Annotated in this window: 23 protein-coding genes and 1 tRNA gene; 13 read left to right on the forward strand and 11 right to left on the reverse strand. The window is 62.9% G+C overall.

Annotated features, from left to right (window positions below):
- Positions 1–77: 77 nt before the first annotated feature.
- The 9 genes from EOD29_RS13750 (at position 78) to EOD29_RS13790 (ending at position 9117) form a co-directional block, all read left to right on the forward strand.
- A complete protein-coding gene (locus tag EOD29_RS13750; protein WP_066989511.1) occupies positions 78–332 on the forward strand; it encodes a hypothetical protein in 255 nt (84 codons plus the stop codon).
- 289 nt (positions 333–621) lie between these two features.
- Positions 622–1878: an N-acetylmuramoyl-L-alanine amidase gene (locus tag EOD29_RS13755; protein ID WP_127246965.1), complete on the forward strand. Its 1257-nt coding sequence runs from the start codon at positions 622–624 to the stop codon at positions 1876–1878.
- Between the two features lie 230 nt (positions 1879–2108).
- Complete coding sequence (locus EOD29_RS13760) at positions 2109–4565, forward strand: penicillin-binding protein 1A (RefSeq protein ID WP_066989516.1); 2457 nt, start codon at positions 2109–2111, stop codon at positions 4563–4565.
- 127 nt (positions 4566–4692) lie between these two features.
- Positions 4693–5824 (forward strand): peptide chain release factor 2 gene (gene prfB, locus EOD29_RS13765; protein ID WP_127246966.1). Its coding sequence is split into 2 segments (ribosomal slippage): positions 4693–4758 and positions 4760–5824, totalling 1131 coding nucleotides; the frame shifts between segments, so codons are not numbered across the junction.
- Between the two features lie 48 nt (positions 5825–5872).
- The gene (locus EOD29_RS13770) at positions 5873–6298 is read left to right on the forward strand and encodes a GFA family protein (protein WP_127246967.1); all 426 of its coding nucleotides are present in this window, start codon (positions 5873–5875) and stop codon (positions 6296–6298) included.
- Positions 6299–6597: 299 nt separating this feature from the next.
- Positions 6598–6975 carry a hypothetical protein gene (locus tag EOD29_RS13775; protein ID WP_066989898.1) on the forward strand — a complete coding sequence of 126 codons (378 nt, stop codon included), beginning with the start codon at positions 6598–6600 and terminating at the stop codon, positions 6973–6975.
- Positions 6976–7143: 168 nt separating this feature from the next.
- Positions 7144–7512 carry a GFA family protein gene (locus tag EOD29_RS13780; RefSeq protein WP_127240099.1) on the forward strand — a complete coding sequence of 123 codons (369 nt, stop codon included), beginning with the start codon at positions 7144–7146 and terminating at the stop codon, positions 7510–7512.
- A 100-nt stretch (positions 7513–7612) separates the two neighbouring features.
- Positions 7613–8263, forward strand: coding sequence for an OmpA family protein (locus EOD29_RS13785; RefSeq protein WP_095783284.1), 651 nt, complete (start codon positions 7613–7615; stop codon positions 8261–8263).
- Between the two features lie 245 nt (positions 8264–8508).
- Entirely contained in the window at positions 8509–9117 is a 609-nt protein-coding gene (locus tag EOD29_RS13790) for a hypothetical protein (protein ID WP_066989524.1), read from the forward strand.
- 104 nt (positions 9118–9221) lie between these two features.
- On the opposite strand, the gene EOD29_RS13795 is transcribed toward EOD29_RS13790, so the two are convergent.
- From EOD29_RS13795 to EOD29_RS13830, 7 genes are all read right to left on the reverse strand, one after another.
- Complete coding sequence (locus EOD29_RS13795; protein WP_067321553.1) at positions 9222–10781, reverse strand: DEAD/DEAH box helicase; 1560 nt, start codon at positions 10779–10781, stop codon at positions 9222–9224.
- Between the two features lie 191 nt (positions 10782–10972).
- Positions 10973–11746: an NAD kinase gene (locus EOD29_RS13800; protein WP_067321550.1), complete on the reverse strand. Its 774-nt coding sequence runs from the start codon at positions 11744–11746 to the stop codon at positions 10973–10975.
- 422 nt (positions 11747–12168) lie between these two features.
- Positions 12169–12930, reverse strand: a complete 762-nt coding sequence (locus EOD29_RS13810; protein ID WP_127246968.1) for an MBL fold metallo-hydrolase — start codon at positions 12928–12930, stop codon at positions 12169–12171.
- A 4-nt stretch (positions 12931–12934) separates the two neighbouring features.
- Positions 12935–13999: an ABC transporter ATP-binding protein gene (locus tag EOD29_RS13815; protein ID WP_127246969.1), complete on the reverse strand. Its 1065-nt coding sequence runs from the start codon at positions 13997–13999 to the stop codon at positions 12935–12937.
- Complete coding sequence (locus EOD29_RS13820) at positions 13996–14778, reverse strand: ABC transporter permease (protein WP_095783289.1); 783 nt, start codon at positions 14776–14778, stop codon at positions 13996–13998. The genes EOD29_RS13815 and EOD29_RS13820 overlap by 4 nt, the downstream gene beginning before the upstream one ends.
- Before the next feature lie 2 nt (positions 14779–14780).
- Complete coding sequence (locus tag EOD29_RS13825) at positions 14781–15626, reverse strand: ABC transporter permease (RefSeq protein ID WP_127246970.1); 846 nt, start codon at positions 15624–15626, stop codon at positions 14781–14783.
- Positions 15627–15633: 7 nt separating this feature from the next.
- Positions 15634–16713: a spermidine/putrescine ABC transporter substrate-binding protein gene (locus tag EOD29_RS13830; protein ID WP_127246971.1), complete on the reverse strand. Its 1080-nt coding sequence runs from the start codon at positions 16711–16713 to the stop codon at positions 15634–15636.
- A gap of 92 nt (positions 16714–16805) precedes the next feature.
- Between EOD29_RS13830 and EOD29_RS13835 the strand changes: the two genes are divergently transcribed.
- Positions 16806–17420: a TetR/AcrR family transcriptional regulator gene (locus tag EOD29_RS13835; RefSeq protein ID WP_095801323.1), complete on the forward strand. Its 615-nt coding sequence runs from the start codon at positions 16806–16808 to the stop codon at positions 17418–17420.
- Positions 17421–17475: 55 nt separating this feature from the next.
- Here the strand turns inward: EOD29_RS13835 and EOD29_RS13840 are convergent, their stop codons facing one another.
- Positions 17476–17679, reverse strand: coding sequence for a DUF2905 domain-containing protein (locus tag EOD29_RS13840; protein ID WP_095828506.1), 204 nt, complete (start codon positions 17677–17679; stop codon positions 17476–17478).
- A 69-nt stretch (positions 17680–17748) separates the two neighbouring features.
- A tRNA-Thr gene (locus EOD29_RS13845) sits at positions 17749–17824 on the reverse strand.
- Between the two features lie 151 nt (positions 17825–17975).
- On the opposite strand from EOD29_RS13845, the gene EOD29_RS13850 reads away from it, so the two are divergent.
- Both EOD29_RS13850 and EOD29_RS13855 read left to right on the forward strand, forming a co-directional pair.
- Positions 17976–18143: a hypothetical protein gene (locus tag EOD29_RS13850; protein WP_082953745.1), complete on the forward strand. Its 168-nt coding sequence runs from the start codon at positions 17976–17978 to the stop codon at positions 18141–18143.
- 203 nt (positions 18144–18346) lie between these two features.
- The gene (locus EOD29_RS13855) at positions 18347–18658 is read left to right on the forward strand and encodes a BA14K family protein (protein ID WP_066989901.1); all 312 of its coding nucleotides are present in this window, start codon (positions 18347–18349) and stop codon (positions 18656–18658) included.
- Positions 18659–18773: 115 nt separating this feature from the next.
- On the opposite strand, the gene EOD29_RS13860 is transcribed toward EOD29_RS13855, so the two are convergent.
- On the reverse strand, positions 18774–19196 hold the full coding sequence (locus EOD29_RS13860; protein WP_127246972.1) for a hypothetical protein: 423 nt from the start codon (positions 19194–19196) through the stop codon (positions 18774–18776).
- 164 nt (positions 19197–19360) lie between these two features.
- Complete coding sequence (gene bhcR / locus EOD29_RS13865; protein ID WP_066989549.1) at positions 19361–20182, reverse strand: HTH-type transcriptional regulator BhcR; 822 nt, start codon at positions 20180–20182, stop codon at positions 19361–19363.
- Positions 20183–20384: 202 nt separating this feature from the next.
- On the opposite strand from bhcR, the gene gcl reads away from it, so the two are divergent.
- Complete coding sequence (gcl, locus tag EOD29_RS13870) at positions 20385–22166, forward strand: glyoxylate carboligase (protein ID WP_095801327.1); 1782 nt, start codon at positions 20385–20387, stop codon at positions 22164–22166.
- Positions 22167–22173: the final 7 nt, after the last annotated feature.

Here is a 22173-nt window from a genome sequence, read left to right on the forward strand (position 1 = left end):
CGGCAGCCATCAGCCGCAGCTGGCGAGGCAGACCCCGCCGCTGTGTGCCTGGATTTGTGTGGCTGCCGGATAATTGAATGTCCGCCGGCCGGAGCTTGAGCGCGATGGCGGTGCCGCCCGCAGCCACAATGGCGCGGTTCGATGCGGACCTTTCCATGATTGCGCTTGAAGCCATCGGCACCCAGCAGAACCTTTTGAACCAAAGCCCGGGCTTGGCCGGACCAGCTTGTTTGCTCGCACAGAGCCGGCGCGGGAGATCCCGGCCGTTTTCATCGCGCAAGCGATTCCCCCGCCACGGGAGCACGCCTGCGAAAATCGTCGCGATCATCTGAAACCCGGAAGCGCCTTGCACATCTTACCCTGGCGGGAAGCTGCAGGGCGGGCGGTTCCAGGATTGCAGTGATCCAATGTCGCTTTTATGATTTGGCGGGTTGGAAGGCAACCCCGATTTCGGATGCCGGCAAAAAGCGCTTCCGCAGGGGAAGGTGGCGCTCCACCTACCGCATGAAAGGCTTGGTTAACCTTCTCTGGATACCAATCGTTAATCGGGTTGGCCGCCAGACAGGCCGTTCTGCCAAACAGGCCGGCGCGAGGCGCCTAACGGGAGCGACTAGAATAGAGATGGGACTGGCAGGCACCGCAGACAAGGAGCGTGGCGCCGCCGGGCATCTGCGGCTCATGGCAAGGGCTGTTTTCCTGCTGGTGATCCTGCTTGGCGTGACCGCCGCCTCGCGGGCCGACGGGTTGCTTGGCGCCACCGGCTACAAGATGGCCGGCGACGCCACCAAGATGCGCATCGTCGTGACCTTCGACAGAGAACCGGACGTGAAGTGGTTCCTGCTGCGCGGTCCCAGCCGCCTTGTGGTCGATCTGCCGCGCACGCGATTCGCCCTCAACGCCAAGGACGTGAAGCCGCGCGGGCTGGTGCGCGCCGTTCGCTACGGCGATCAGGGCAAAGGCTCGCGGCTGATCCTCACCGGCAAAGGACCGTTTGCCGTCGACAAGCTAGAGGTGCTGAAGAATGACGATGGCAGCGGCTATCGCGTCGCCATCGACATGTCGGCCGCATCCGAAAGAGAATTCGACGAGGCTTTGGCCAACCAAGCGCTGACGACCGGCTCGACCGTTTCTACCGACAAGGGCGGCCGTGTCGGCACAGGGCCGATTTCGGCGCCTGGGCACCGCTTCACAGTGGTCATCGATCCGGGTCATGGCGGCGTCGACGGCGGCGCGGAGAGCGCCGGCGGCACGGTCGAGAAGAACGTCACGCTCGCTTTTGCGACCGAACTACGTGACAAGCTGGCCGCGGTCGGCAGCTATGATGTCTATATGACACGGGACAGTGACGTGTACCTGCCGCTCGACGAGCGCGTGCGCATCGCCCGCCAGCACGAAGCCGATCTCTTGATCTCCATCCATGCCGATACGATCGCCGTCAGAGGTCTCCGCGGCGCCACGGTCTACACGCTCTCGGACAAGGCTTCCGATCCCGAGGCTCAGGCGCTCGCCGATCGTGAAAACCTCTCCGACCAGTTCGCCGGCCTAAAGATCGAGGACGACAATAAGGAGGTCACCGACATCCTGATCGAACTGATCCGCCGCGAGACCCACGGATTTTCGATGAGCTTTGCGCACACGCTGGTCGGCCAGTTGTCGACCAGCGTCGGTCTGATCAACAATCCGCAGCGCTCGGCCGGCTTCAAGGTGCTGAAGGCTCCCGACGTGCCCTCGGTTCTGGTCGAGCTTGGTTACCTCTCCAACAGCAAGGACGAGGCGCAATTGCTCAGCGCCGACTGGCGCGGCAAGGCGGCTCAGAGCATAACCAATGCCGTTGCCCTGTTTGCCGCAGCGAAAGCGGGAGCCAGGGCCGGGGGCTGACGGGACCCACCTGCCCACAACCTTGAGCCGTCCTACAACCGCAAGCAGCGTTGCGCGACGACAACACGTGGCGTTATTATTTGGCGGACTGAGTTCCTGAAACTTCGTGCTGCCGTATTTTGTCCACATGGTCGCGACAATGGGTTTCCATTGCGGATTGGGACCGCCCCTGAAGCTTGCGCGACTGTCGGCTTCGTTTAGGAAATCCCGAACCTCGGACTGGAGCGGGCATGATTCGTCTCATCGGCTATTTCTTCGGCATCGGCACGACGCTGGCGCTGCTGGTCGCTGCGGGCCTTGCCATCTACATCGGCCATCTGACGAAAGATCTGCCCGACTACGAGGTTCTGGCCAAATATGAGCCGCCGGTGACGACGCGCATCCATGCCTCGGATGGCTCGCTGATGGCCGAATATGCTCGCGAGCGGCGCCTTTATCTGCCGATCCAGGCGATCCCGGACCGCGTCAAGGCAGCCTTCATGTCGGCCGAGGACAAGAACTTCTATAACCATCCGGGCATCGACATCACCGGCCTCGGCCGCGCCATCATCGTCAATCTGCAGAATTTCGGCTCCGGCAGGCGTCAGGTCGGCGCCTCGACGATCACGCAGCAGGTTGCAAAGAACTTCCTGCTGACCTCCGACCAGACCTACGAGCGCAAGATCAAAGAGATGATCCTGGCCTTCCGCATCGAACAGGCCTATTCGAAGGACCGCATCCTCGAGCTCTATCTCAACGAGATCTTCTTCGGCTTCGGCGCCTATGGCGTGGCCGGCGCCGCGCTGACCTATTTCGACAAGTCGGTCAACGAACTCACCGTCGCTGAAGCCGCTTACCTTGCTTCGCTGCCCAAGGGCCCCAACAACTATCATCCCTTCAAGCATGCCGACCGGGCGATCGAGCGCCGCAATTGGGTCATCGATCAGATGGTCGAGAACGGCTACGTCACGCGCGAGGAGGGCGACAAGGCCAAGGCCGAGCCGCTCGGCGTGAAGCCGCGCCGCAACGGCTCCTACCTGTTCGCGGGCGAGTATTTCACCGAGGAGGTGCGCCGCCAGATCATCGCCCGCTACGGCGAGAATGCGCTCTATGAGGGCGGCCTGTCGGTGCGCACCACGCTCGATCCGAAAATCCAGCTCATCGCCCGCAAGGCGATGCAGAACGGATTGCTGAAATACGATACGCTGCGCGGCTATCGCGGACCGGTGACCCATATCGACGTTTCCGGCGACTGGGGCGTGCCGCTCGGCGCGGTCAAGGGGCTGGAGGACGTGCCGGAGTGGACGCTCGCCGTCGTGCTTGACAGTTCTGCCGACGGGCTGACGATCGGCATTCAGCCGGCGCGCCAGGTCTCCGGCGACCTCGTCAAGGACCGCGTCGAGGGCACCGTCAGCAAGGACGACATGGGCTTTGCCATGCGCCATTTCGTCAACGGCAAGTCCGTCAGGGCGAAATCTCCGGCGGAAGTGCTTGAACCCGGCGACGTCATCTTCGTGCAGAAGAACGAGGGCTCCGACAACGCCTATAGCCTGCGCCAGGTGCCCGAGGTCGAAGGCGGCCTGGTTGCCATGGATCCGCATACCGGGCGTGTGTTGGCCATGGTCGGCGGCTTCTCCTACGCGCAGTCGGAGTTCAACCGCGCTACCCAGGCGATGCGCCAGCCGGGCTCCTCGTTCAAGCCGATCGTCTATTCGGCGGCGCTCGACAACGGCTACACGCCGGCTTCCGTGATCATGGACGGGCCGATCACCATCCAGAGCGGCAACACGACCTGGACGCCGAAGAACTATGACGGCACGGCCGCCGGCCCGGCCACCTTGCGCTCGGGCATCGAGAAGTCGCGCAACCTGATGACGGTGCGGCTGGCCAACGACATGGGCATGAAGCTGGTCGTCGAATATGCCGAGCGTTTCGGCGTTTACGATCATCTTGCGCCCTATCTGCCGATGGCTCTGGGCTCCGGCGAGACGACGGTCATGCGCATGGTGTCGGCCTATTCGATCATGGCCAATGGCGGCAAGTCGATCAAACCGTCGCTGATCGACCGCATCCAGGATCGCTACGGCAAGACCGTGTTCAAGCAGGACGAACGCGGCTGCGAGGGCTGCAACGCCGCCGAATGGAAGAACCAACCCGAGCCGGAACTGGTCGACAATTCCGAGCAGGTGCTCGATCCGATGACCGCCTACCAGATCACCTCCATGATGGAGGGCGTGGTGCAGCGCGGCACCGGCGCCACCATCGCCGAGCTCGGCCGCCATATCGCCGGCAAGACCGGAACCACCAATGACGAGAAGGACGCCTGGTTCATCGGCTTCACGCCGAACCTCGTCGTCGGCCTCTATATGGGTTACGATACGCCGCGCGGCCTGGGCAAGGGCGCCACGGGGGGTGGCCTCGCCGCGCCGATCTTCAAGGACTTCATGCGCGTCGCGCTCGACGGCACGCCCAATGTCGACTTCCAGGTTCCGGAAGGCATGAAGCTGATCGCCATCAACCGCAAGACCGGCATGCGCGCGGCCGAAGGCGACCCCAACACCATCATCGAGGCGTTCAAGCCCGGCACCGGCCCGGCCGACAGCTATTGGGTCATCGGCATGGGCGCGGACGGCTCCAATGGTGCCGGCGGCGCGCTGTCGCCGCAGGCCAATCAGGCCATCCAGGACGGCGGCGGCGGCCTTTACTGACTTCCCCAGGTTTCGAATGGGCCGGCAGCTTAACGCCGGCCCATTTCGCTTTACAGGCGGCGGTGCCGTGCCTATGTATCGCGCCGATTCCGAAAAGAACGACAAGAACAGGACAGAACGAAGAGCCATGCGCGCGGAAACGCAGAACATTGTCGACGAGATCAGGCAGGCGATAACCCTGCTGAGGAGGCATCTTTGACTGGGATCCGGCCCTCAAGCGGCTTGAATATCTGAACTCGCGCGCGGAGGATTCCAGCCTCTGGAACGACCCTGCGGAAGCGCAGAAGCTAATGCGGGAGCGCCAGAGCCTCGATGAGGGGATCGCGGCGGTCAAAGGCCTGACCCAGGCGCTCGAGGACAATATCGGCCTGATCGAACTCGGCGAGGAAGAGGGCGACGAGGGCGTCGTCGCCGAAGCCGAAGCGGCGCTGCGTTCGATGCAGGGCGAGGCCAAGGCCCGTCAGGTGGAGACCCTGTTGTCGGGCGAGGCGGACGCCAACGACACCTATCTTGAAATCCATGCCGGCGCCGGCGGCACCGAGAGCCAGGACTGGGCCTCGATGCTCTTGCGCATGTACACGCGCTGGGCCGAGCGGCGCCGCTTCAAAGTCGAGGTGCTGGAAGTCCATGAAGGCGAAGAGGCCGGCATCAAGTCGGCCACTGTGCTCATCAAGGGGCACAACGCCTATGGCTGGCTGAAGACGGAATCTGGCGTTCACCGCCTGGTGCGCATCTCGCCCTACGACAGCAATGCGCGCCGCCACACCTCCTTCGCCAGCGTCTGGGTCTATCCCGTCATCGACGACACGATCGAGATCAACGTTTCGGAATCCGACGTGCGCATCGACACCTACCGTTCATCCGGGTCGGGCGGCCAGCACGTCAACACCACCGACTCGGCGGTGCGTATCACCCACCTCGCTACCGGCATCGCAGTTGCCTGCCAAGCCGAACGCTCGCAGCACAAGAACCGGGCCAAGGCCTGGGAGATGCTGCGCTCGCGGCTCTACGAGGAAGAGCTGAAGAAGCGCGAAGCCGTGGCGAACGCCACCGAGGCCTCGAAGAGCGATATCGGCTGGGGCCACCAGATCCGTTCTTACGTCCTCCAGCCCTATCAGCTGGTGAAGGATCTGCGCACCGGCGTCGAAAACACCAGCCCGTCAAGCGTGCTCGACGGCGATCTCGACGAATTCATGGAGGCCTCGCTGTCGCATCGCATCGAGGGCGGTGCAGGTGAGGCGGTGGCGGACCTCGACTAGGTATTTCGAAAAACTTCCGCAGGGTGGCGGCTGGCAGGGGGTGAGACCTTGGCAAATCCGGAAAAGGCAAGTGCTCGTACGCTTGCCGGGCAATGCTTCTGCGGCACTGTCCGCAACGAGGTGACCGATGAATTCGCCTACGCGGTGAATTGCCATTGCTCGAACTGCCGCCGTACCACAGGGTCGGCTTTCAAGCCCATTGCCGGCATCGCGCGCGACAAGTTTCATCTCACCGCGGGCGACGACAGGCTGCTGATCTATGGCAATGCCGGCGGCCACGACGCGCATTGCGGGCAGTGCGGCTCCTTGCTCTACTCCTTGGTGCGGGAGGGTGCCTACGTCCATGTTGCCATGGGAACCCTGACGGGCGATCCGAGCATTCGCCCAAGTGCACATATCTTCGTCGGTTCCAAGGCGCCATGGTTCACGATTACGGACGACCTGCCGCAATATCGTGAACATGTCACCGGCTGACGGTCGGAACTTCCGTCGGCAGAATTTCGTTCTTAGGCACCCCTGGTCGCAGGCTTGTCGTAGTTATTGTTAACCAAGTCGGCGCACCCTTTTCTGCGGCCGCTGCTGAACCCCGGTGCGATTCCGAGGGCACGCCCAGTTCTTGCGCCGGCCAAGGAATCAGCCCAGCATTCGGGCTGGGTATAGAAGCATGTATGGCCGGACGCGGCATATCTGCGACTGACGATCCGGCCACTGGGAAGACACGTTCCGGGAACGGGCAAGCGACAAAACGCTTGATGCTCGAAAGGAACGCTTCGATGTCTGCTGCCAAGTCAAGATCGGCCCGAGCCGTTCGCCCGGCCGGCCGGCTCCTGTTTTCCCTGTTCGCCACCTTCGGGACCATGATGCTGACCGCTACTGCCGTCGCGCACGACGCCAAACCTACGGCGGTGCTTCCGCAAGCCTGGAGCTATCCCTTTGCCTGCTGCGCCAACTACGACTGCAAGGAGGTGCCACAGACATCGATCGGCGAGCGGCCGGAAGGCTATGTGATAAAAGGCACGGGCGAGGTGGTCGCCTACAGCGACAAGCGGGTCAAGGATTCGCCTGATGGCGAATATCACTGGTGCGCGCACCAGGCCGGATTGGACGCCGGCAAGACCATCTGCCTGTTCGTGCCGCCGCCCTCTTACTAGGATTGCCGCGGCCAGGCAGTGCCATGTGAGCTCTCGACCGGGCGCTGCCGCGCCTGCTGACGAACGGTTGTCAGGACGACGTCTTTATGTTGCCTTGCTGCCACAGAAGTTCCGCCGCGTCTTCCGCACGGAACTGTGCGGGGCGGGCGGCGGACAACGGAGAGATCCATGATCATCAAGGGAAGCTGCCACTGCAAGGCCACGACTTTCGAAGTCTCCGAGGCGCCGCAGACGGTGACGCAATGCACGTGCTCATTCTGCTCCAAGCGCGGGTCGCTCTGGGCCTATTACGTCCCGTCGCAATTCAAGCTCACCTGCCCGCCTGAGAACGTCTCCTTCTACCGCTGGGGCTCGAAAACCATAAAGCATGGTTTCTGCTCGACCTGCGGCTGCGGCACCTTCACCGAAACGCCGGACTGGTCGACGGGCCAGCCCGACTTCGACAACCCGAGGATCAGCGTCAACTCTCGCCTGTTCGACGACTTCGACCTGGACAGGGTCGAAGTGGTGGTGATCGACGGCAAGAACCTCTGGTAGCTTTGCCGTTCCGCTTTTTGCCGCAATTCATGGTACAACGCGTGCGGAAGGGCTGATTTGGCGCGGCTGCAACGGCCGCGATTTGGAGAGGGACAATCTTATGAAGAAGACCGTGCTCGTCGCCGTGGCGACGGCTGTGCTCGTGAGCGCCTGCACCACCACCGATCCGTATACCGGCGACCAGAAGATCTCCAACACCGCGGCCGGCGCCGGCCTCGGCGCGTTGGCGGGTGCCAGCCTTGGTCTGCTGGCCGGCGGCAACGACCGCCGCAACGCGCTGATCGGTGCGGGCATCGGCGCCCTTGCCGGCGGCGCGATCGGCGCGACGATGGACCAGAACGAGGCCGAGCTTCGCCGTCAGCTGCAGGGCACCGGCGTCAGCGTCACCCGCAGCGGCGACCAGATCATTCTCAACATGCCGTCCGACATCACCTTCAACGTCGACCAGGACGCGGTGAAGCCGGGCTTCTACCCGGTGCTGAACTCGGTGGCGCTGGTGCTGAACAAGTTCCGCCAGACGACCGTCGACGTCTTCGGCCACACCGACTCGACCGGCGGCGACGAGCACAATTTCGACCTGTCGCAGCGCCGTGCGCTCGCCGTCGCCAACTACCTGTCGGGCCAGGGCGTCGATTCCCGCCGCTTCGCCGTCACCGGCTTCGGCAAGACACGTCCGGTTGCTTCCAACGCGACGGCCGCCGGTCGCGCCCAGAACCGTCGCGTCGAGATCCAGCTGTCGCCGCTGACCTGATAGAAGCTGCTGCCAGGAGAACTACTCTACTATGCAAACGGCCCCGCGAGGGCCGTTTTGTTTTTGACCTCGAGATGGGAAAAGGCGTCGGGGCCTCAGCTAGTTCTAATTGATGCCTTTCCATCGCCTTGGAAAGGACTAGCATCGACGCTGTCCAGCGGGGACGAGGCGGTACAACCGGCCGCGCAATCAGCATTTTTCCGCCTCGGTCTTGCACGGCCAGTTCAAGAATCTGGGAGGAATGCATGACAAGAACGACTCGCCTTGGGCGCTGCGGCGTCCTCGTTTTAACTGGCCTCTTGGGCGCATGGGTTGGAGCCGCCACGGCCCGAGCCGAAGACGCCAACAAGGCCGACATCGAAGCTCTGAAAAAATCGCTGGCCAAATATGAGGACTACACGGCCGCCGTTCGCGACCTCTATCTGTCGACCGTCGGCTGCGTCTATTACTCGGGCGAGAAGATTCCGGGCACGATGGAATATCCGAAGGGCGCCATGGGCATCCATTTCGTCAACGTTCCGAGCGTCGGCCAGAAGCTCGACCCGATGAAGCCCAACGTGCTCATTTACGAACCGACCAAGAAAGGCTTGAAGCTGGTCGCCGTAGAATGGCTGGTGCCCTTGACGCCGGATGTCAAGGAACCACCGAGCCTATTCGGCCAGAAATTCATGGGTCCGATGGAGGGGCATTATCCGCTCATCCCGAAGGAGTTCGTCCATTACGATCTTCACGCCTGGCTGTTCAGGGACAATCCGAACGGCATGTTCAGCCCGACGAATCCGAAGGTGAAATGCAGCGACGCCGAGTTTCCGATGCTGGAGAAGCCGACCAAGATGATGCCCGGCCCGATGTAAGCGGCAGCAGGACAATCCCGGCAAAGCGCTTGTATCCTTCGAAACGGCAGTAGAGGAACGGCCCCATTCGGGGCCGCCTCGTTGTTGCCGACGCGGTATTGAGGTCAGACCTTCGCGACGATGCGCATGAAGGCGGGCACGTCATCGCCGAAGCCGACGGTCGCGTCGTCCTCTTCATGGCGGTGGCGGCCAGGGCGGCTGTGGTCGCGCTGAGGACGGGAAGCCCCGCGCTGCTCGTTGCGGTTGTCGGAACCCTTGCGGTCGTTCTCGGAACGGATCGCATCCTTGCGGGCGCGGCGCTCGGCAATATCGGCAATCTCGGCCACCGGCTGCTCTTCGCGTGGTGTCTCCGGCGTCTCGTCGTCGCTGTGCCTGGCGTGGCGGTCCGCGCTTTTCTTGCGCTCGCCACGGCTCTTGCGGTCCTCATCCTTGCGACCGGCGCGCCGCGGCGCGCCGCGGCCACGGCGAGGCGCTTCTTCGCCTTCGCTCTCGGCGACCGTTGACAGGTCGCCGTCATGCCATTCGATCTTGGTGCCAATCAGCTTTTCGATGGCGTCGACATATTTGGTGTCGGAGCGCGTCGCGATGGTGAAGGATTTTCCGGAGCGGCCGGCCCGGCCGGTGCGCCCGATACGGTGGACATAATCCTCTGCATGGATCGGCACGTCGTAGTTGAAGACGTGGCTGACGTCTGGAATATCGAGGCCGCGGGCGGCGACGTCCGAGGCGACGAGGTAACGGAGCTTGCCATCGCGGAAATTGGCAAGCATCTGCATGCGGGCGCGCTGATCCATGTCGCCATGCAGCGCGCCGGCGTCGAAATCATGCTTCAGCAGCGAGCGGAAAAGCTCCGACACTTCGACCTTGCGGTTGCAGAAGATGATGGCGTTCTTCAGATCGGACTCTTCGGCCCGCATGAGATTGCGAAGCGTCTCGCGCTTGTCCCACGGCTTGGAGCCTGACTTCACCAGGCGCTGCGTGATGCTGGTCGCGGTGGAAGCGGCTCTGGATACCTCGACGCGCACCGGCGCATGCAGGAATTTCTCGGTGAGCTTGGTGATTTCCGGCGGCATGGTCGCCGAGAAGAACAAGGTCTGGCGCGTGAACGGGATCATCTCGCAGATGCGCTCGATATCCGGGATGAAGCCCATATCGAGCATACGGTCGGCCTCGTCGATGACGAGGATCTCGACGCCGTTGAGCAAGAGCTTGCCGCGCTCGCGGTGGTCGAGCAGCCGGCCGGGCGTGGCGATCAGCACATCGGCGCCGCGCTCCAGCTTCTTGTCCTGCTCCTCGAAGGAGACGCCGCCGATCAGCAGCGCGATGTTGAGCTTGTGGTTCTTGCCGTATTTGACGAAGTTTTCCTCAACCTGGGCGGCGAGCTCGCGTGTCGGCTCGAGGATCAGCGTGCGCGGCATCCGGGCACGCGCACGGCCCTTTTCCAGCCGGGTCAGCATCGGCAGCACGAAGGAAGCGGTCTTGCCGGTGCCTGTCTGCGCAATGCCCAACACATCCTTCCCGAGCAGCGCATGCGGAATGGCGCCGGACTGGATCGGGGTAGGCTTGGTGTAGCCGGCATCGGTGACTGCGGAGAGGACCTTCGGCGACAGGCCGAGGTCTGTGAACGTCAACGCTTCTTGAGCGGTCTGAGTGTCTGCGGACAAGTTGTGGCTGTCTTTGGCTGGTTCGGGAAAAATCGCAACACACGTTGCGGCGGGCGCCGCGCGCCTGCAAGATCGGGTTGCAGTTAGGCGCAAGTCCGCGATTTGTCAACAGAAACGGCCGGGAATCCGGCGGATTGTGAACACGTAACCTTAATTGCGATGCTTAATCGGGGTTATTGTCTTCTACCGGCTCAATAGCGGAATTGCTCGGCAAGAATACGCTCGTTCCATGAATGATTGGGATCGAACAGCAACGTCGCCGTCGCGGTCGGCGATTCCCGCACCGTGACAGAGGCGATCGCCTTGACCTCGGTGTGGTCGGCGGCGGCGTTCACCGGGCGCTTTTCCGACTCCAATATGTCGAAGCGCACGATCGCTTTGTTGGAGAGCAGCGCGCCGCGCCAGCGCCGGGGCCGGAAGGGGCTGACCGGCGTCAGCGCCAAAAGCGGCGCGTCGAGCGGTAGGATCGGCCCGTGCGCCGACAGATTGTAGGCTGTCGAACCAGCGGGTGTCGCGATCATGACGCCGTCGCAGTTCAATTCCTCCAGCCGCACCTGCTCGTCGACGGTGATGCGTATTTTCGCGGTCTGATAGGATTGGCGCCAAAGCGCCACTTCGTTGATCGCCAGCGCCGAGATCGTTTCGCCCTCGTGAGTCACCGCCTGCATTTCGAGTGGGCGGATCGTCTCGGATACCGCTTTCGAAATGCGTTCATCGAGACCGCCGGCGCGATATTCGTTCATCAGGAAGCCGATGGTGCCACGGTTCATCCCGTAGACCTTCTTGCCCGTGCTCATCGTGTCGCGCAGCGTCTGCAGCAGGAAGCCGTCACCGCCGAGCGCGATGATGATCTCCGCCTCGGCGACAGGTATTTGCCCATAGCGCGCCGACAAGGTTTCCAGCGCCGCGCGGGCGTCGTCGGTGTCGGAAGAGACGAAGGCGAAACGGCTGGTTTCTTTGCTCATGGATCCCGAACGGCGACCGCTACCGCCTGCCGGTCGCGCAGGCGACGGCGTAGCATGCGCCGACCGCATCTGCAAAGGGCGGTGCGCCCCGCCATGCGGATAGGCGTTGGCGCTCGCGCTTCGTGACAGCCATGCAACGAATGTGATGGCTGTAATGGTTAAGACCAGGCTTAAACACTCGTAAAGCCGGATCGATCATGTTAGCCGGCAGTGGATGGGTTGGCGGGGGCTGGCCAGTCGAGAGACCTGTCTATTGCCGGTGACGCGTCTGATCATAGTCTTCCTGATGATGGGAAGTTTCGCCCTCATGTTCGCCGAGCTTGTGCGCCACTCGGAGGAGATGAGCCAGCGGCCGCATCCGACGGCCTCCCGCTGCGGCGACGCCGCCGGGATGCCCTGTCCGCAAAGGGCGCTTTAAAGCGCTAGCGGTTCTGCAGCAGGTGACAGCCCGCCTGCCGCTTCTGCGCGAGATACTCGTCGATCACCTGGCGGTAGCGCACCTTGCCGAAGCTCGGGAAATGGCCGCCATGCACGACCGAGACGTCGAGGTCGCGCATGGCAAGCAGCGTCTCGACATAGTCGCCGATATCGGAGTGGTAGACGTCGTCGATCAGCGGCCCGTCATAGACGATGTCGCCGGACAAGAGGATGCGGGTCTTTCGCTCGTAGAGCGCGATGCCGCCGGGTGAGTGGCCAGGCGTGTGGATGACCTCGAAGGCACGATCGCCGAGATCGACAACGTCGCCCTGCTCAAGCAGCCGGTTGGCCGGCGCAGGCGAGATGCGGTAGCTGGCCGTATCCCATCCGTCGGGCATGCCGTCGAACATCTCGTCTGTCGCGTAGCGGTCGGCGACCGTCCACTCGTTGCGCGGATCCGCGAGGATTTTGGCTTCAGCCGAATGCACGCAGCGATCCGGAAATTCGTGGTGGCAGCCGATGTGGTCGAAATGCGTGTGGCTGGCGACGCAGACAAGCTTGCGTTCGGTGACCAGCGGCACATGGCGCCGCAGGCTGACATGGCCGAGGCCGGTATCGAACAAAAGATCGCGGTCGCGGCCGCGCACATGCCAGATGTTGCAGCGGAAGAACGGCTTTATCCATGGCTCATGGATGAGCGTGACGTCGTCGCCCATGCGGATGGCCTCGTACCAGTCCGGAGCCTCGATGACCGGAAGCATGCTCATTGGATCAGTCCGCCAGCAGGATGATGTCTTGAGCATTGCATGAAACCGCGACCGTGTCGCCGGCCTGGACGGTCGCGGGAGCTGGTGCCTTGGCGATGAACTGCAATGCAGGATCCTGCGCCGAGGTGGCGAGCACCCGCTTGAAGCTCCCTTGGAAAACGACGTCGCTCACTTTGGCGGTGCCGAGCGCGACGTCGCCTTTCGCTCCCGCAAGGATGAGGTGCTCGGGCCGGATGGCAAGCGCCACAGCCGCGCCACCCGGCGCAGTGCCGGGCAGCGAGATCGGCCCGAGCCTGGTCGCGACTTCGACGCGTCCATCCTGCGTTTCGCCGGCTTTGCCTGCGAGAATCGTGCTTTCGCCCATGAAGGTCGCCGAGAAGCGAGTCTTCGGCCGCGCATAGACCCGCTCGGGCGCGCCTTCGTCCTCGATGCGCCCGTCATTCATCACCACGCAATGGTCGGCCAGCGCCATCGCTTCTTCCTGGTCGTGCGTGACATGGACGAAAGCGGTGCCGACCCGCTTCTGGATCGCTTTCAACTCGTCCTGCATCTGCCGGCGCAGCTTAAGATCCAGCGCGCCGAGCGGCTCGTCGAGCAACAGCACCGCCGGCTCGATGACCAGCGCGCGCGCCAGCGCAACGCGCTGGCGCTGGCCACCGGAGAGCTGGTGCGGCTTCTTGTCGAAGGAGTCTGCAAGCCCGACGAGGGCGAGCGCTTCGCGTGCCTTTGCCGTCCGCGTCGCGCCATCGACGCCCTGCATGCGCAGCCCGAAGCCGACATTCTTACCGACGCTCATATGCGGGAACAGCGCGTAGTCCTGGAAGACGGTCGTCGTCGGGCGCTTGGCCGGCGGCACGGCGGTGCAATCCGCGCCGCGGATGAACACCTCGCCTTCGCTGGGGGTGACGAAGCCGCCAAGGATCGAAAGCAGCGTCGTCTTGCCGGAGCCGGACGGGCCGAGGAGGATCGTGTAGCTGCCGGGCTCGATCGCGAGCGAGACGTTCTTCAAAACGGCGAGGAGGCCGAAACGATGCGAGACGTTGCGGATGTCGACCAATGGGGCGCTCATGCCGGCTTTCTCCGCAGCAGGGTCAATTCGAACAGCACCACGAGCACAATGGAAACCGCAAAGACCAGCGAACCGACGGCATTGGTCTTGGGATTGAGGCCGGAGCGCAAGAGGTTCCAGATCTCGACCGGGAGCGTCGTCTCGAATCGGGTGAGCAGGAAGGAGATGACGAACTCGTCCCAGGAGAAGGTCATCGACAGGAAGAAGCCGGCGAAGATCGCCGGCGCCATGACCGGCACCGTGATCATCAGCAGCACCTTCCATTCGGGAGCGCCGAGGTCGCGCGCGGCGCGCTCGATGTTGATCTGGTGGTCGCCCATCTGGCTGTAGATGATGGCGAAGCAGAGCGGCAGGTTGATCACCACATGACCGATGCCGGCGGCGATGAGCGATTTCGGCACGCCGGCCCAGTTGAACAGCACCAGCAGCCCCATGCCGATGATCAGATAGCTGACGGTGAGCGGCAGCGTGATCAGCCCGCGCAGCAGGGCCGAGCCCGGCAGCACGAAGCGCGCGAAACCCCAGGCGGAAAGGAAGCCGAGCGTGACGGATGCGAGCGAGGACAGCACCGCCACCAGCAGCGAATTGACCAGCGCGGAGGTGAGGCGTGCATCGGACAGCACCGCCTGGTACCAGCGCAGCGACGGGCCGGTGAAAGGCGGGATGGGGAAAGAGGTCGCCTGCAGCGAGAACAGTATCAGCACGACCACCGGCAGGAAGATGAAGCCGTAGACGGCGATCGCGTAGAGCCAGGCGGCGAGGCGGACGGCAGCACGCATGGTCAAGCCCGCTCGATCTTCAGCCAGCGGGCGCAGGCGAGATAGGCGACGGTGACGACGGCCATCAGGATGATCGAAAGCGCCGAGGCCAGCGGAAAATCGCCGCGCCGGCCGATCTGCATCATGACCAGCTGCGGCATGACCAGCTCGTTGTTGCCGCCGAGGATCTGCGGCGTGATGTAGTCGCCGATGCAGAGTACGAAGGTGAGGAAAGCCCCGACCATGATACCGGGCAGGGTCAGCGGCAGCACGACATGCAGGAAGGTCCGCACCGGCCCGGCACCGAGGTCGGCGGCCGCCTTGCGATAGCTCGGGCTGAGTTGTTTCAGATTGGCGAAGATGGTGAGCGTCAGCAGCATGACGAAGAAGTGGATGAAGCCGGTGACGGTAGCGAACCGAGTGTTCGCAAGCTGCAGCGGCTCCGCGACCAAGCCGATGCCGGTGAGCGCCCGATTGATGACGCCGTTCTGCGCCAGCACGAGCAGCCAGGAATAGGAGCGCACGACGTAAGACGTCCAGAACGGCAGCACGGCGAGCATCAGTGCCAATCGCTGCCAGCGCTCCGGCACTTTTTCGGCAAGGATCCAGGCGAATGGATAGGCGAGCACGATCGAAATCACGGTGACGATTGCGGTCACCTCCAGCGAGTTCACCATCGCCCGCCAGTAGGATGGATCGGTGAAGAACTGGCTGTAATTGGCCAAAGTGAAGCCGCCGCCTTCATGCGCCGTCAGGCTCGACAATCCCATGGCGACGAAGGGCAGCACGAAGAACAGAAGCGTCCAAGCCAGCGCCGGCGTGACCAGCGCCCAGGGCAGGGCACGCGGGCTACCTCCGGAACCGCTCATCGGCCGATTACTGTGCCTGCAGCATTTCGGTCCACATGTCCTGCATCTTCTTGTCGAGATCGGCGTTCGGCGCCGGATAGGCCTGGGCGCGGGCGAGAAAGCCGGGCTGCTCGTCGAAGCGCAGGATCTTCTTCTGCTCGTCGGTGAGCGCTGCCTTCTTGTTGGACGGCATGCCCCAGTAGCAGGAGGAGGTGGCAAGGCGCGCCTGGCCTTCCGGGCTCAGAATGTACTGAATGAATTTTAGCGCCATGTCCTTGTTCTTGGAATCCTTGAACATGGCGAGCGACTGCGACCACAGCACCGCGCCTTCCTTGGGGATCGAGAAGTCGAGCGCCGGGTTTTCCTTGGCGAGCCCCGCCGTCACCCACTCGCCGCCGCCGACAAGGACGTCCACTTCGCCGGTCGCAAGCGCGGTCTGGCTGGCGGTGACTTCGCCGACCAGCTTGGCGTTGGCCTTCATCTTGAGCAGCTCGGCCTTAAGAGCGGGCAGGTCTGCCTCGGTGAGGTCGGCCGTCTTCTTGCCGATGGCCAGAGCCGCCATGCCGATGACCGGCAGGTAATAGTCGTAGATCGCGATCTTGCCCTTGTATTTGTCGCTGGTCAGCGAAGCCAGCGACTGCATGTCGGCCGGATCGACCTTGGTCTTGTTGAAGCCGATCGTGTTGTAGCCGAACTTTTCGGTGATGCCGTAGCGCTTGCCGTCGACTACGGTCGACTTGTCCATCTTCACTTCCGGAAAGAGGTCGGCGAAAGGCAGCTTGACCTCCGGCAGCGGCTCGAACAGGCCTTTCTCGACACCGCGCGGTACGTCGATGGAATCGATCACCATCACGTCCCAATCGCCCGGCTGCGACTGATCGACGATCGCGAGCCCTGCGCCTGTGCCCTCGAATTCCTTGACGTTGACCTTGACGTTGTTGGCCTCCTCGAAGGGCTGCAGCAGCGCCGGATCGGAGTGGTCGCACCAGATCAGCGCGTTGAGATCGGCGGCCTGACCGCCGCCCGCGGCGAGCAGCGCCACAGCAGCGCAGGCGGCTCCGAGACGGAACTTCAGGCTGGAAAGCGGATTCCGGACATTGACGGTCATCGAGTGTTCTCCCTGCCTTGCTGGCTTGTTGAAGAAAAGTTGAACCAATTCTAAAATTGAGTCAATTATGATTTTGTGGCAGAGAGGCCGATATGAGCGGATTGCGCGCACGGCAGAAGGCGGACAGGCACCGCCGCATCATCGATGCGGCGACGGAGCTTTTCCGTGAGGCCGGCTATGAAGGCGCCAAGATCGAGGCCATAGCTGCGCAGGCAGAGGTCTCGATCGGCACGATCTACAATTACTACCAGAATAAGGGTGACATCCTCGGCGCCATCGTCGCTATGGAGGTCAACGAGGTGCTGAATGCCGGGCAAGGCGTGGTCGGCAGCCCGCCGGCCGATGTCGGCGACGCGCTCGACAGGCTGATCGGCATCTATATCGAGCACTCGCTCAATTACCTGAGCAAGGAGATGTGGCGGCAGGCGATGGCAATCTCGACCCAATTGCCCGACAGCCCTTTCGGCCAGGCCTATACCGCGCTCGACCGCGCCTTGACCGAACAGATCCGGGCGCTGATCGCCCGCCTGCAGGAGATCGGCCTGGTGCGGTCAGACATCGACGGCCCAGCGGTGGGCGAGTTGATCTTCAACAACATGAACATGATGTTCATCGAGTTCGTGAAGCGCGACGAGGCGAAAATCCCGGAGCTGCGCGCGGCGATAAAGCGGCAGAACCGGATCTTGGTGGCTGCGATCGGCGTATAGAAGATCAAGAGCGAGCGGGTAGAGGGCTTTCAGCAAAGCGCTGCGGCCGAACTACTCAGTGACGGTTGATCAGCCACAGAATGGTCGAGAGAACGACACTGATCAGAATTCCCGTGGTGATGGGAAAGTAGAGCCTGAAATTCTCGCGCTCGATCACGATATCACCGGGCAACCTGCCGAGGCCGATCCTGGTCACCCATGGCCACAGCAGGCCAGCGGCAACTATGCTGAGGCCAATGACGATCAGAGTTCGCGACATGGCAGCACCTGCCGGAAATAGCGCATTGCCAGAATATAGTGATGCTTCGAAAGCTGGCAGAGCGAAGGATGGTGCCCCCGGCAGGGATCGAACCCGCGACCTTCGGTTTACAAAACCGCTGCTCTACCAGCTGAGCTACAAGGGCACGGCGCTCCGGTAGCACATTTCGTGCGCCAGTAAAGACAAAACTCCGTTTTGGGTTGCTAATGGACCGCTTGGCTTAGCCGGCATGCTGAAAAGAGGCGCGCCGCTTCCTACATCTCTGTCGGGTGCAATCGCGTCGAACGGGGTGTCGCATGATCAGATTCGTCATCATCCTACCGCTCATCGTCGTGACTTGGCTTCTCCTGATGAAGGCCGTCAGCGATCTGAAGAAGGCCAACATCGACTGGACGGGCGTCACCACGATCATCGGCTTCATCGTGCTGGCCTTCTGGCTGCGGCACGTGACGGGAATGGGGTGAAGGGGAGTGAATGGTTAATGGTGACAACTGATCACCAGAGGCGAATGGTCGCCTCGATCAGAGATAGGAGCAGTCCCGAAAGATTTGAGCCGCTTCCGGGCGCTCAAAAAAATCAGAAAAAAACTTCGAACCTTTTCCGCGCTGCAACGACAGATGATCAAGAGGCGGATGGATCGCCTCGGTCAGGAACCAAGGAGATCATCATGTTCAAGCGCACGCTCGTTTCGACCCTTATCGCCACCTCTGTCGCCGCCGGCACGCTGGCCGGCACCGTCCAGCCTTCGGCCGCTCACGACCATCATCACCGCCGCGAGCTCGGCATCGGCATCGCCGCCGGCGTTGGCGGCTTCGTCCTGGGCAACCTGCTCGCTCAGCAGCCGCGGACGGTCTATGTCGAGGATGGCTACCACGGTTCCTGGCATGTTCGCCGCTGCATGGCCCGCTATGCCAGCTACGATCCGGGCTCGAACACCTACATCGGCTATGACGGCTATCCGCATTACTGCCGCCTCTGAGAGCAATTCCAGGAAAAGCGCATAGCGGTTTTCCGTCCGGAATTGCGTAAACAGAGGAGAGCCACCGTCTCGGCAACCGGAAAGGGGGCTTCGCGGCCCCTTTTTCGTTTGGTGGCTAGGAGGTCTTGGCCTCGATCGCCAATCCCGCGCTGCGGCAGGCGCCGGCAATGGCAAGCCCGGCATTCGGCGATTCACCGCTCATCGCGACAAGTTCGAAGCTGTTTCCAGCATCCGGGTAGACCTTGGCAACGAAGGCTTTGTCGTCGCTGGAGCCGCCCGACGAGCGCTTGTCGTCGACAAAGCCGCAAACCACGATCTCATGGCGGCCGTTCAACGTCCGCTCACCGGCAAGCATCGTCCCGAACTTCGCCGAGACTGGATCCTTCAAGTGCTGGCGGACGCCGGCGGTAATGATCTCCTCGAGGGCAAGCGAGATCGGTATGGAATCGACGCGCTGCCGGTTCGAGTCCGGCACCGGTGTCGTGGCGGCGCATCCGCAAAGTGAAGCGGCGAGCAAGAGTTGAACCGTTTTCCGCATCCACGCCCTTTCGCATGCATTCGAACGCCGCGGCAAGACGGCAGGGCCTATGCAGCCGACGGTGTACAGCGATACGTTTAGTCTGGCCCGCTTCGACATAGCGGCCAAGAGCGCGCTGCCCGGCGCATGACGCCGGGGTCATGCGCAAACAAAAGCTGTCGCAGTCAGTAGGCTTTCACGCCGCCGATCATCTTCGTCACCTCGGCCGCGGCCTCGCGCACCAGCGGACCGATCTCGGCCAGGCGCTCGGGCGTCACCCGCACCGTCGGGCCGGACACGGAAACGCCGCCGATCGGCTCGCCGAACTCGTTGAAGATGGCGGCGGCGACACAGCGCATGCCGGGATGGCGTTCCTCGTCGTCGACCGACCAGCCGCGATGCTTGATGGTCGCCAGATCATGAGCCAGCGCCGAGATGTCGGAGAGCGTCTTGTCGGTGTAGCGTTGCAGGCCGGCCTTGCGCAGGATGGCGGCGACCCGCTCCGGCTCGAGATGCGCCAGCACCGCCTTGCCTATGCCCGACGCATGGAAGGAACTGCGCGTGCCCGGCCGGAAGAAGGCCCGGATCGCCTGATGCGTCTCGACCTGACTTACGAAAACCACGCAATCGTCTTCGGCGACGCCCAGATTGGCGGTCTCGCCGGTCTTTTCCATCAGTTCCTGCATGACGATGCGGGCGCGGTCGACCAGCTTGCGGCGGCGCAGGAAGGCGGCGCCCATGCGGTAGGTCTCGACGCCGATCGACCAGAGCTGGTCGGTCGAGTCGAACTCGACCATGCCGTGGTTCTCCAGCGTCGTCAGCATGCGGTAGGCCGTTGAGGCGGCGATGCCGCTGCGCGCCGCGATCTCGCTCAAGGACAAGCCGCTGGCGTCCGCGACGATCGCCAGGATGCGCAGCGCGCGGTCGAGCGACTGCACTGAAGCCGCTTCCTGCGGGCCGTTGAAGGCACGCGGCCGGCCGCGTTGGCGTTTTTCCGTGGTTTCCATGCACGCATTCTCCGCAATTTCGTGCGGAGCACAATGAAAAAGTTTTTCACTGGCCCGCCGTGGCGATTTTCTGGAAAAGGAAAAGATCAGTGAATTCAGCACTGTACAGCAGTGTTCTAGAAATGAAAAAATATTCTGAAAAAATTGAAAAATCGAGAATGCGCTGGCATTCTGACGCCAACCAACGAAGTGGAGGCTGAACATGGCCAGGATGCGCGCTGTCGACGCGGCGGTTCTCGTTCTAGAAAAGGAAGGCATCACCAATGCCTTCGGCGTGCCGGGCGCGGCGATCAACCCGCTCTATTCGGCGCTGAAGGCGCGCGGCACCATCCGCCACGTTCTCGCGCGCCATGTCGAGGGCGCCTCGCACATGGCTGAAGGTTTTACCCGCGCCAAGCCCGGCAATATCGGGCTCTGCATCGGCACCTCGGGTCCGGCCGGCACCGATATGATCACCGGGCTGTATTCCGCCTCGGCGGATTCCATTCCCATCCTCTGCATCACCGGGCAGGCGCCGCGCGCTCGCCTCAACAAGGAGGATTTCCAGGCCGTCGACATCGCTTCGATCGCAGCACCCGTCGCCAAATGGGCCGTCACCGTCATGGAACCCTATCTGGTGCCGATGGCGCTGCAGAAGGCGTTCCACCTGATGCGCTCCTCGCGACCGGGCCCGGTGCTGATCGACCTGCCGCTCGATGTGCAGCTTGCCGAGATCGAATTCGACATCGAGGCCTATGAGCCGCTGGTTCCCTTCAGGCCGGCAATGACGCGCGCCCAGGCCGAAAAGGCTTTGGCAATGCTCAACCAGGCGCAAAAGCCGCTGATCGTCGCCGGCGGCGGCATCATCAACGCCGATGCTTCCGATTTGCTGATCGAGTTCGCCGAAGTCACCGGCGTGCCGGTCATTCCGACGTTGATGGGCTGGGGCGCGATCCCCGACGATCACCGGCTGATGGCCGGCATGTGCGGCCTGCAGACCTCGCACCGTTACGGCAACGCGACAATGCTTGAAGCCGACTTCGTCTTTGGCATCGGCAACCGCTGGGCCAATCGCCACACCGGGTCGGTCGACGTCTACACCAAGGGCAAGAAATTCATCCATGTCGACATCGAGCCCACTCAGATCGGCCGCGTCTTCGCGCCGGATCTCGGCATCGTCTCGGATGCGGGCGCGGCGCTGAAGATGCTGCTCGACGTCGCCACCGAGTGGCGCACGGCCGGCAAGCTGCGCGACTGGTCGGGCTGGGCGAAGGAATGCCAGCAGCGCAAGAAGACCATGAAGCGCAAGACGCATTTCGAGCAGGTGCCGCTGAAGCCGCAGCGCGTCTACGAGGAGATGAACAAGGCGTTTGCCCGGGACACGACTTACGTGACCACGATCGGCCTGTCGCAGATCGCCGGCGCGCAATTCCTGCATGTCTACAAGCCGCGCAACTGGATCAACTGCGGCCAGGCCGGCCCGCTCGGCTGGACGCTGCCGGCCGCGCTCGGCGTGCGCGCCGCGGATCCCGATCGCGCCATCGTCGCGCTCTCCGGCGACTACGACTTCCAGTTCATGATCGAGGAGCTGGCGGTCGGCGCGCAGCACAACCTGCCTTACATCCACGTCGTCGTGAACAACGCCTATCTCGGGCTGATCCGCCAGGCGCAGCGCGGCTTCTCGATGGACTACGAGGTGAGCCTCGCCTTCGAGAACGTCAACCGGGCAAACGATCCCGAGGCCGGCTACGGCGTCGACCATGTCGCGGTCGCCGAGGCGATGGGCTGCAAGGCGGTTCGCGTGCGCAAGCCGGAAGAGTTCGCCGGCGCCTTCAAAGAGGCTGAGCGGCTGATGAAGGACCACCAGGTCCCGGTCGTTCTCGAATTCATCCTTGAACGTGTCACCAACATTTCCATGGGCACCGAAATCGACAAGATCACCGAATTCGAGGAGCTTGCCGAAAGCCACGAGGATGCGCCGACGGCGATCGTGATGCTCGATTGAGGTCCGG

This window comes from Mesorhizobium sp. M1A.T.Ca.IN.004.03.1.1 (assembly GCF_003997555.1).
In the GTDB taxonomy this organism is placed as follows: Bacteria; Pseudomonadota; Alphaproteobacteria; order Rhizobiales; family Rhizobiaceae; genus Mesorhizobium.

Coding starts and splice junctions, on each gene's coding strand:
- EOD29_RS13830 (WP_127246971.1), bottom strand. CDS start 16,713: ATGACCGTCAATGTCCGGAATCCGCTTTCCAGCCTGAAGTTCCGTCTC.
- EOD29_RS13855 (WP_066989901.1), top strand. CDS start 18,347: ATGTTCAAGCGCACGCTCGTTTCGACCCTTATCGCCACCTCTGTCGCC.
- EOD29_RS13840 (WP_095828506.1), bottom strand. CDS start 17,679: ATGTCGCGAACTCTGATCGTCATTGGCCTCAGCATAGTTGCCGCTGGC.
- EOD29_RS13820 (WP_095783289.1), bottom strand. CDS start 14,778: ATGCGTGCTGCCGTCCGCCTCGCCGCCTGGCTCTACGCGATCGCCGTC.
- EOD29_RS13850 (WP_082953745.1), top strand. CDS start 17,976: ATGATCAGATTCGTCATCATCCTACCGCTCATCGTCGTGACTTGGCTT.
- EOD29_RS13780 (WP_127240099.1), top strand. CDS start 7,144: ATGATCATCAAGGGAAGCTGCCACTGCAAGGCCACGACTTTCGAAGTC.
- EOD29_RS13755 (WP_127246965.1), top strand. CDS start 622: ATGGGACTGGCAGGCACCGCAGACAAGGAGCGTGGCGCCGCCGGGCAT.
- EOD29_RS13860 (WP_127246972.1), bottom strand. CDS start 19,196: ATGCGGAAAACGGTTCAACTCTTGCTCGCCGCTTCACTTTGCGGATGC.
- EOD29_RS13775 (WP_066989898.1), top strand. CDS start 6,598: ATGTCTGCTGCCAAGTCAAGATCGGCCCGAGCCGTTCGCCCGGCCGGC.
- EOD29_RS13825 (WP_127246970.1), bottom strand. CDS start 15,626: ATGAGCGGTTCCGGAGGTAGCCCGCGTGCCCTGCCCTGGGCGCTGGTC.
- bhcR (WP_066989549.1), bottom strand. CDS start 20,182: ATGGAAACCACGGAAAAACGCCAACGCGGCCGGCCGCGTGCCTTCAAC.
- EOD29_RS13790 (WP_066989524.1), top strand. CDS start 8,509: ATGACAAGAACGACTCGCCTTGGGCGCTGCGGCGTCCTCGTTTTAACT.
- EOD29_RS13760 (WP_066989516.1), top strand. CDS start 2,109: ATGATTCGTCTCATCGGCTATTTCTTCGGCATCGGCACGACGCTGGCG.
- gcl (WP_095801327.1), top strand. CDS start 20,385: ATGGCCAGGATGCGCGCTGTCGACGCGGCGGTTCTCGTTCTAGAAAAG.
- EOD29_RS13800 (WP_067321550.1), bottom strand. CDS start 11,746: ATGAGCAAAGAAACCAGCCGTTTCGCCTTCGTCTCTTCCGACACCGAC.
- EOD29_RS13750 (WP_066989511.1), top strand. CDS start 78: ATGTCCGCCGGCCGGAGCTTGAGCGCGATGGCGGTGCCGCCCGCAGCC.
- EOD29_RS13835 (WP_095801323.1), top strand. CDS start 16,806: ATGAGCGGATTGCGCGCACGGCAGAAGGCGGACAGGCACCGCCGCATC.
- EOD29_RS13785 (WP_095783284.1), top strand. CDS start 7,613: ATGAAGAAGACCGTGCTCGTCGCCGTGGCGACGGCTGTGCTCGTGAGC.
- EOD29_RS13810 (WP_127246968.1), bottom strand. CDS start 12,930: ATGAGCATGCTTCCGGTCATCGAGGCTCCGGACTGGTACGAGGCCATC.
- EOD29_RS13815 (WP_127246969.1), bottom strand. CDS start 13,999: ATGAGCGCCCCATTGGTCGACATCCGCAACGTCTCGCATCGTTTCGGC.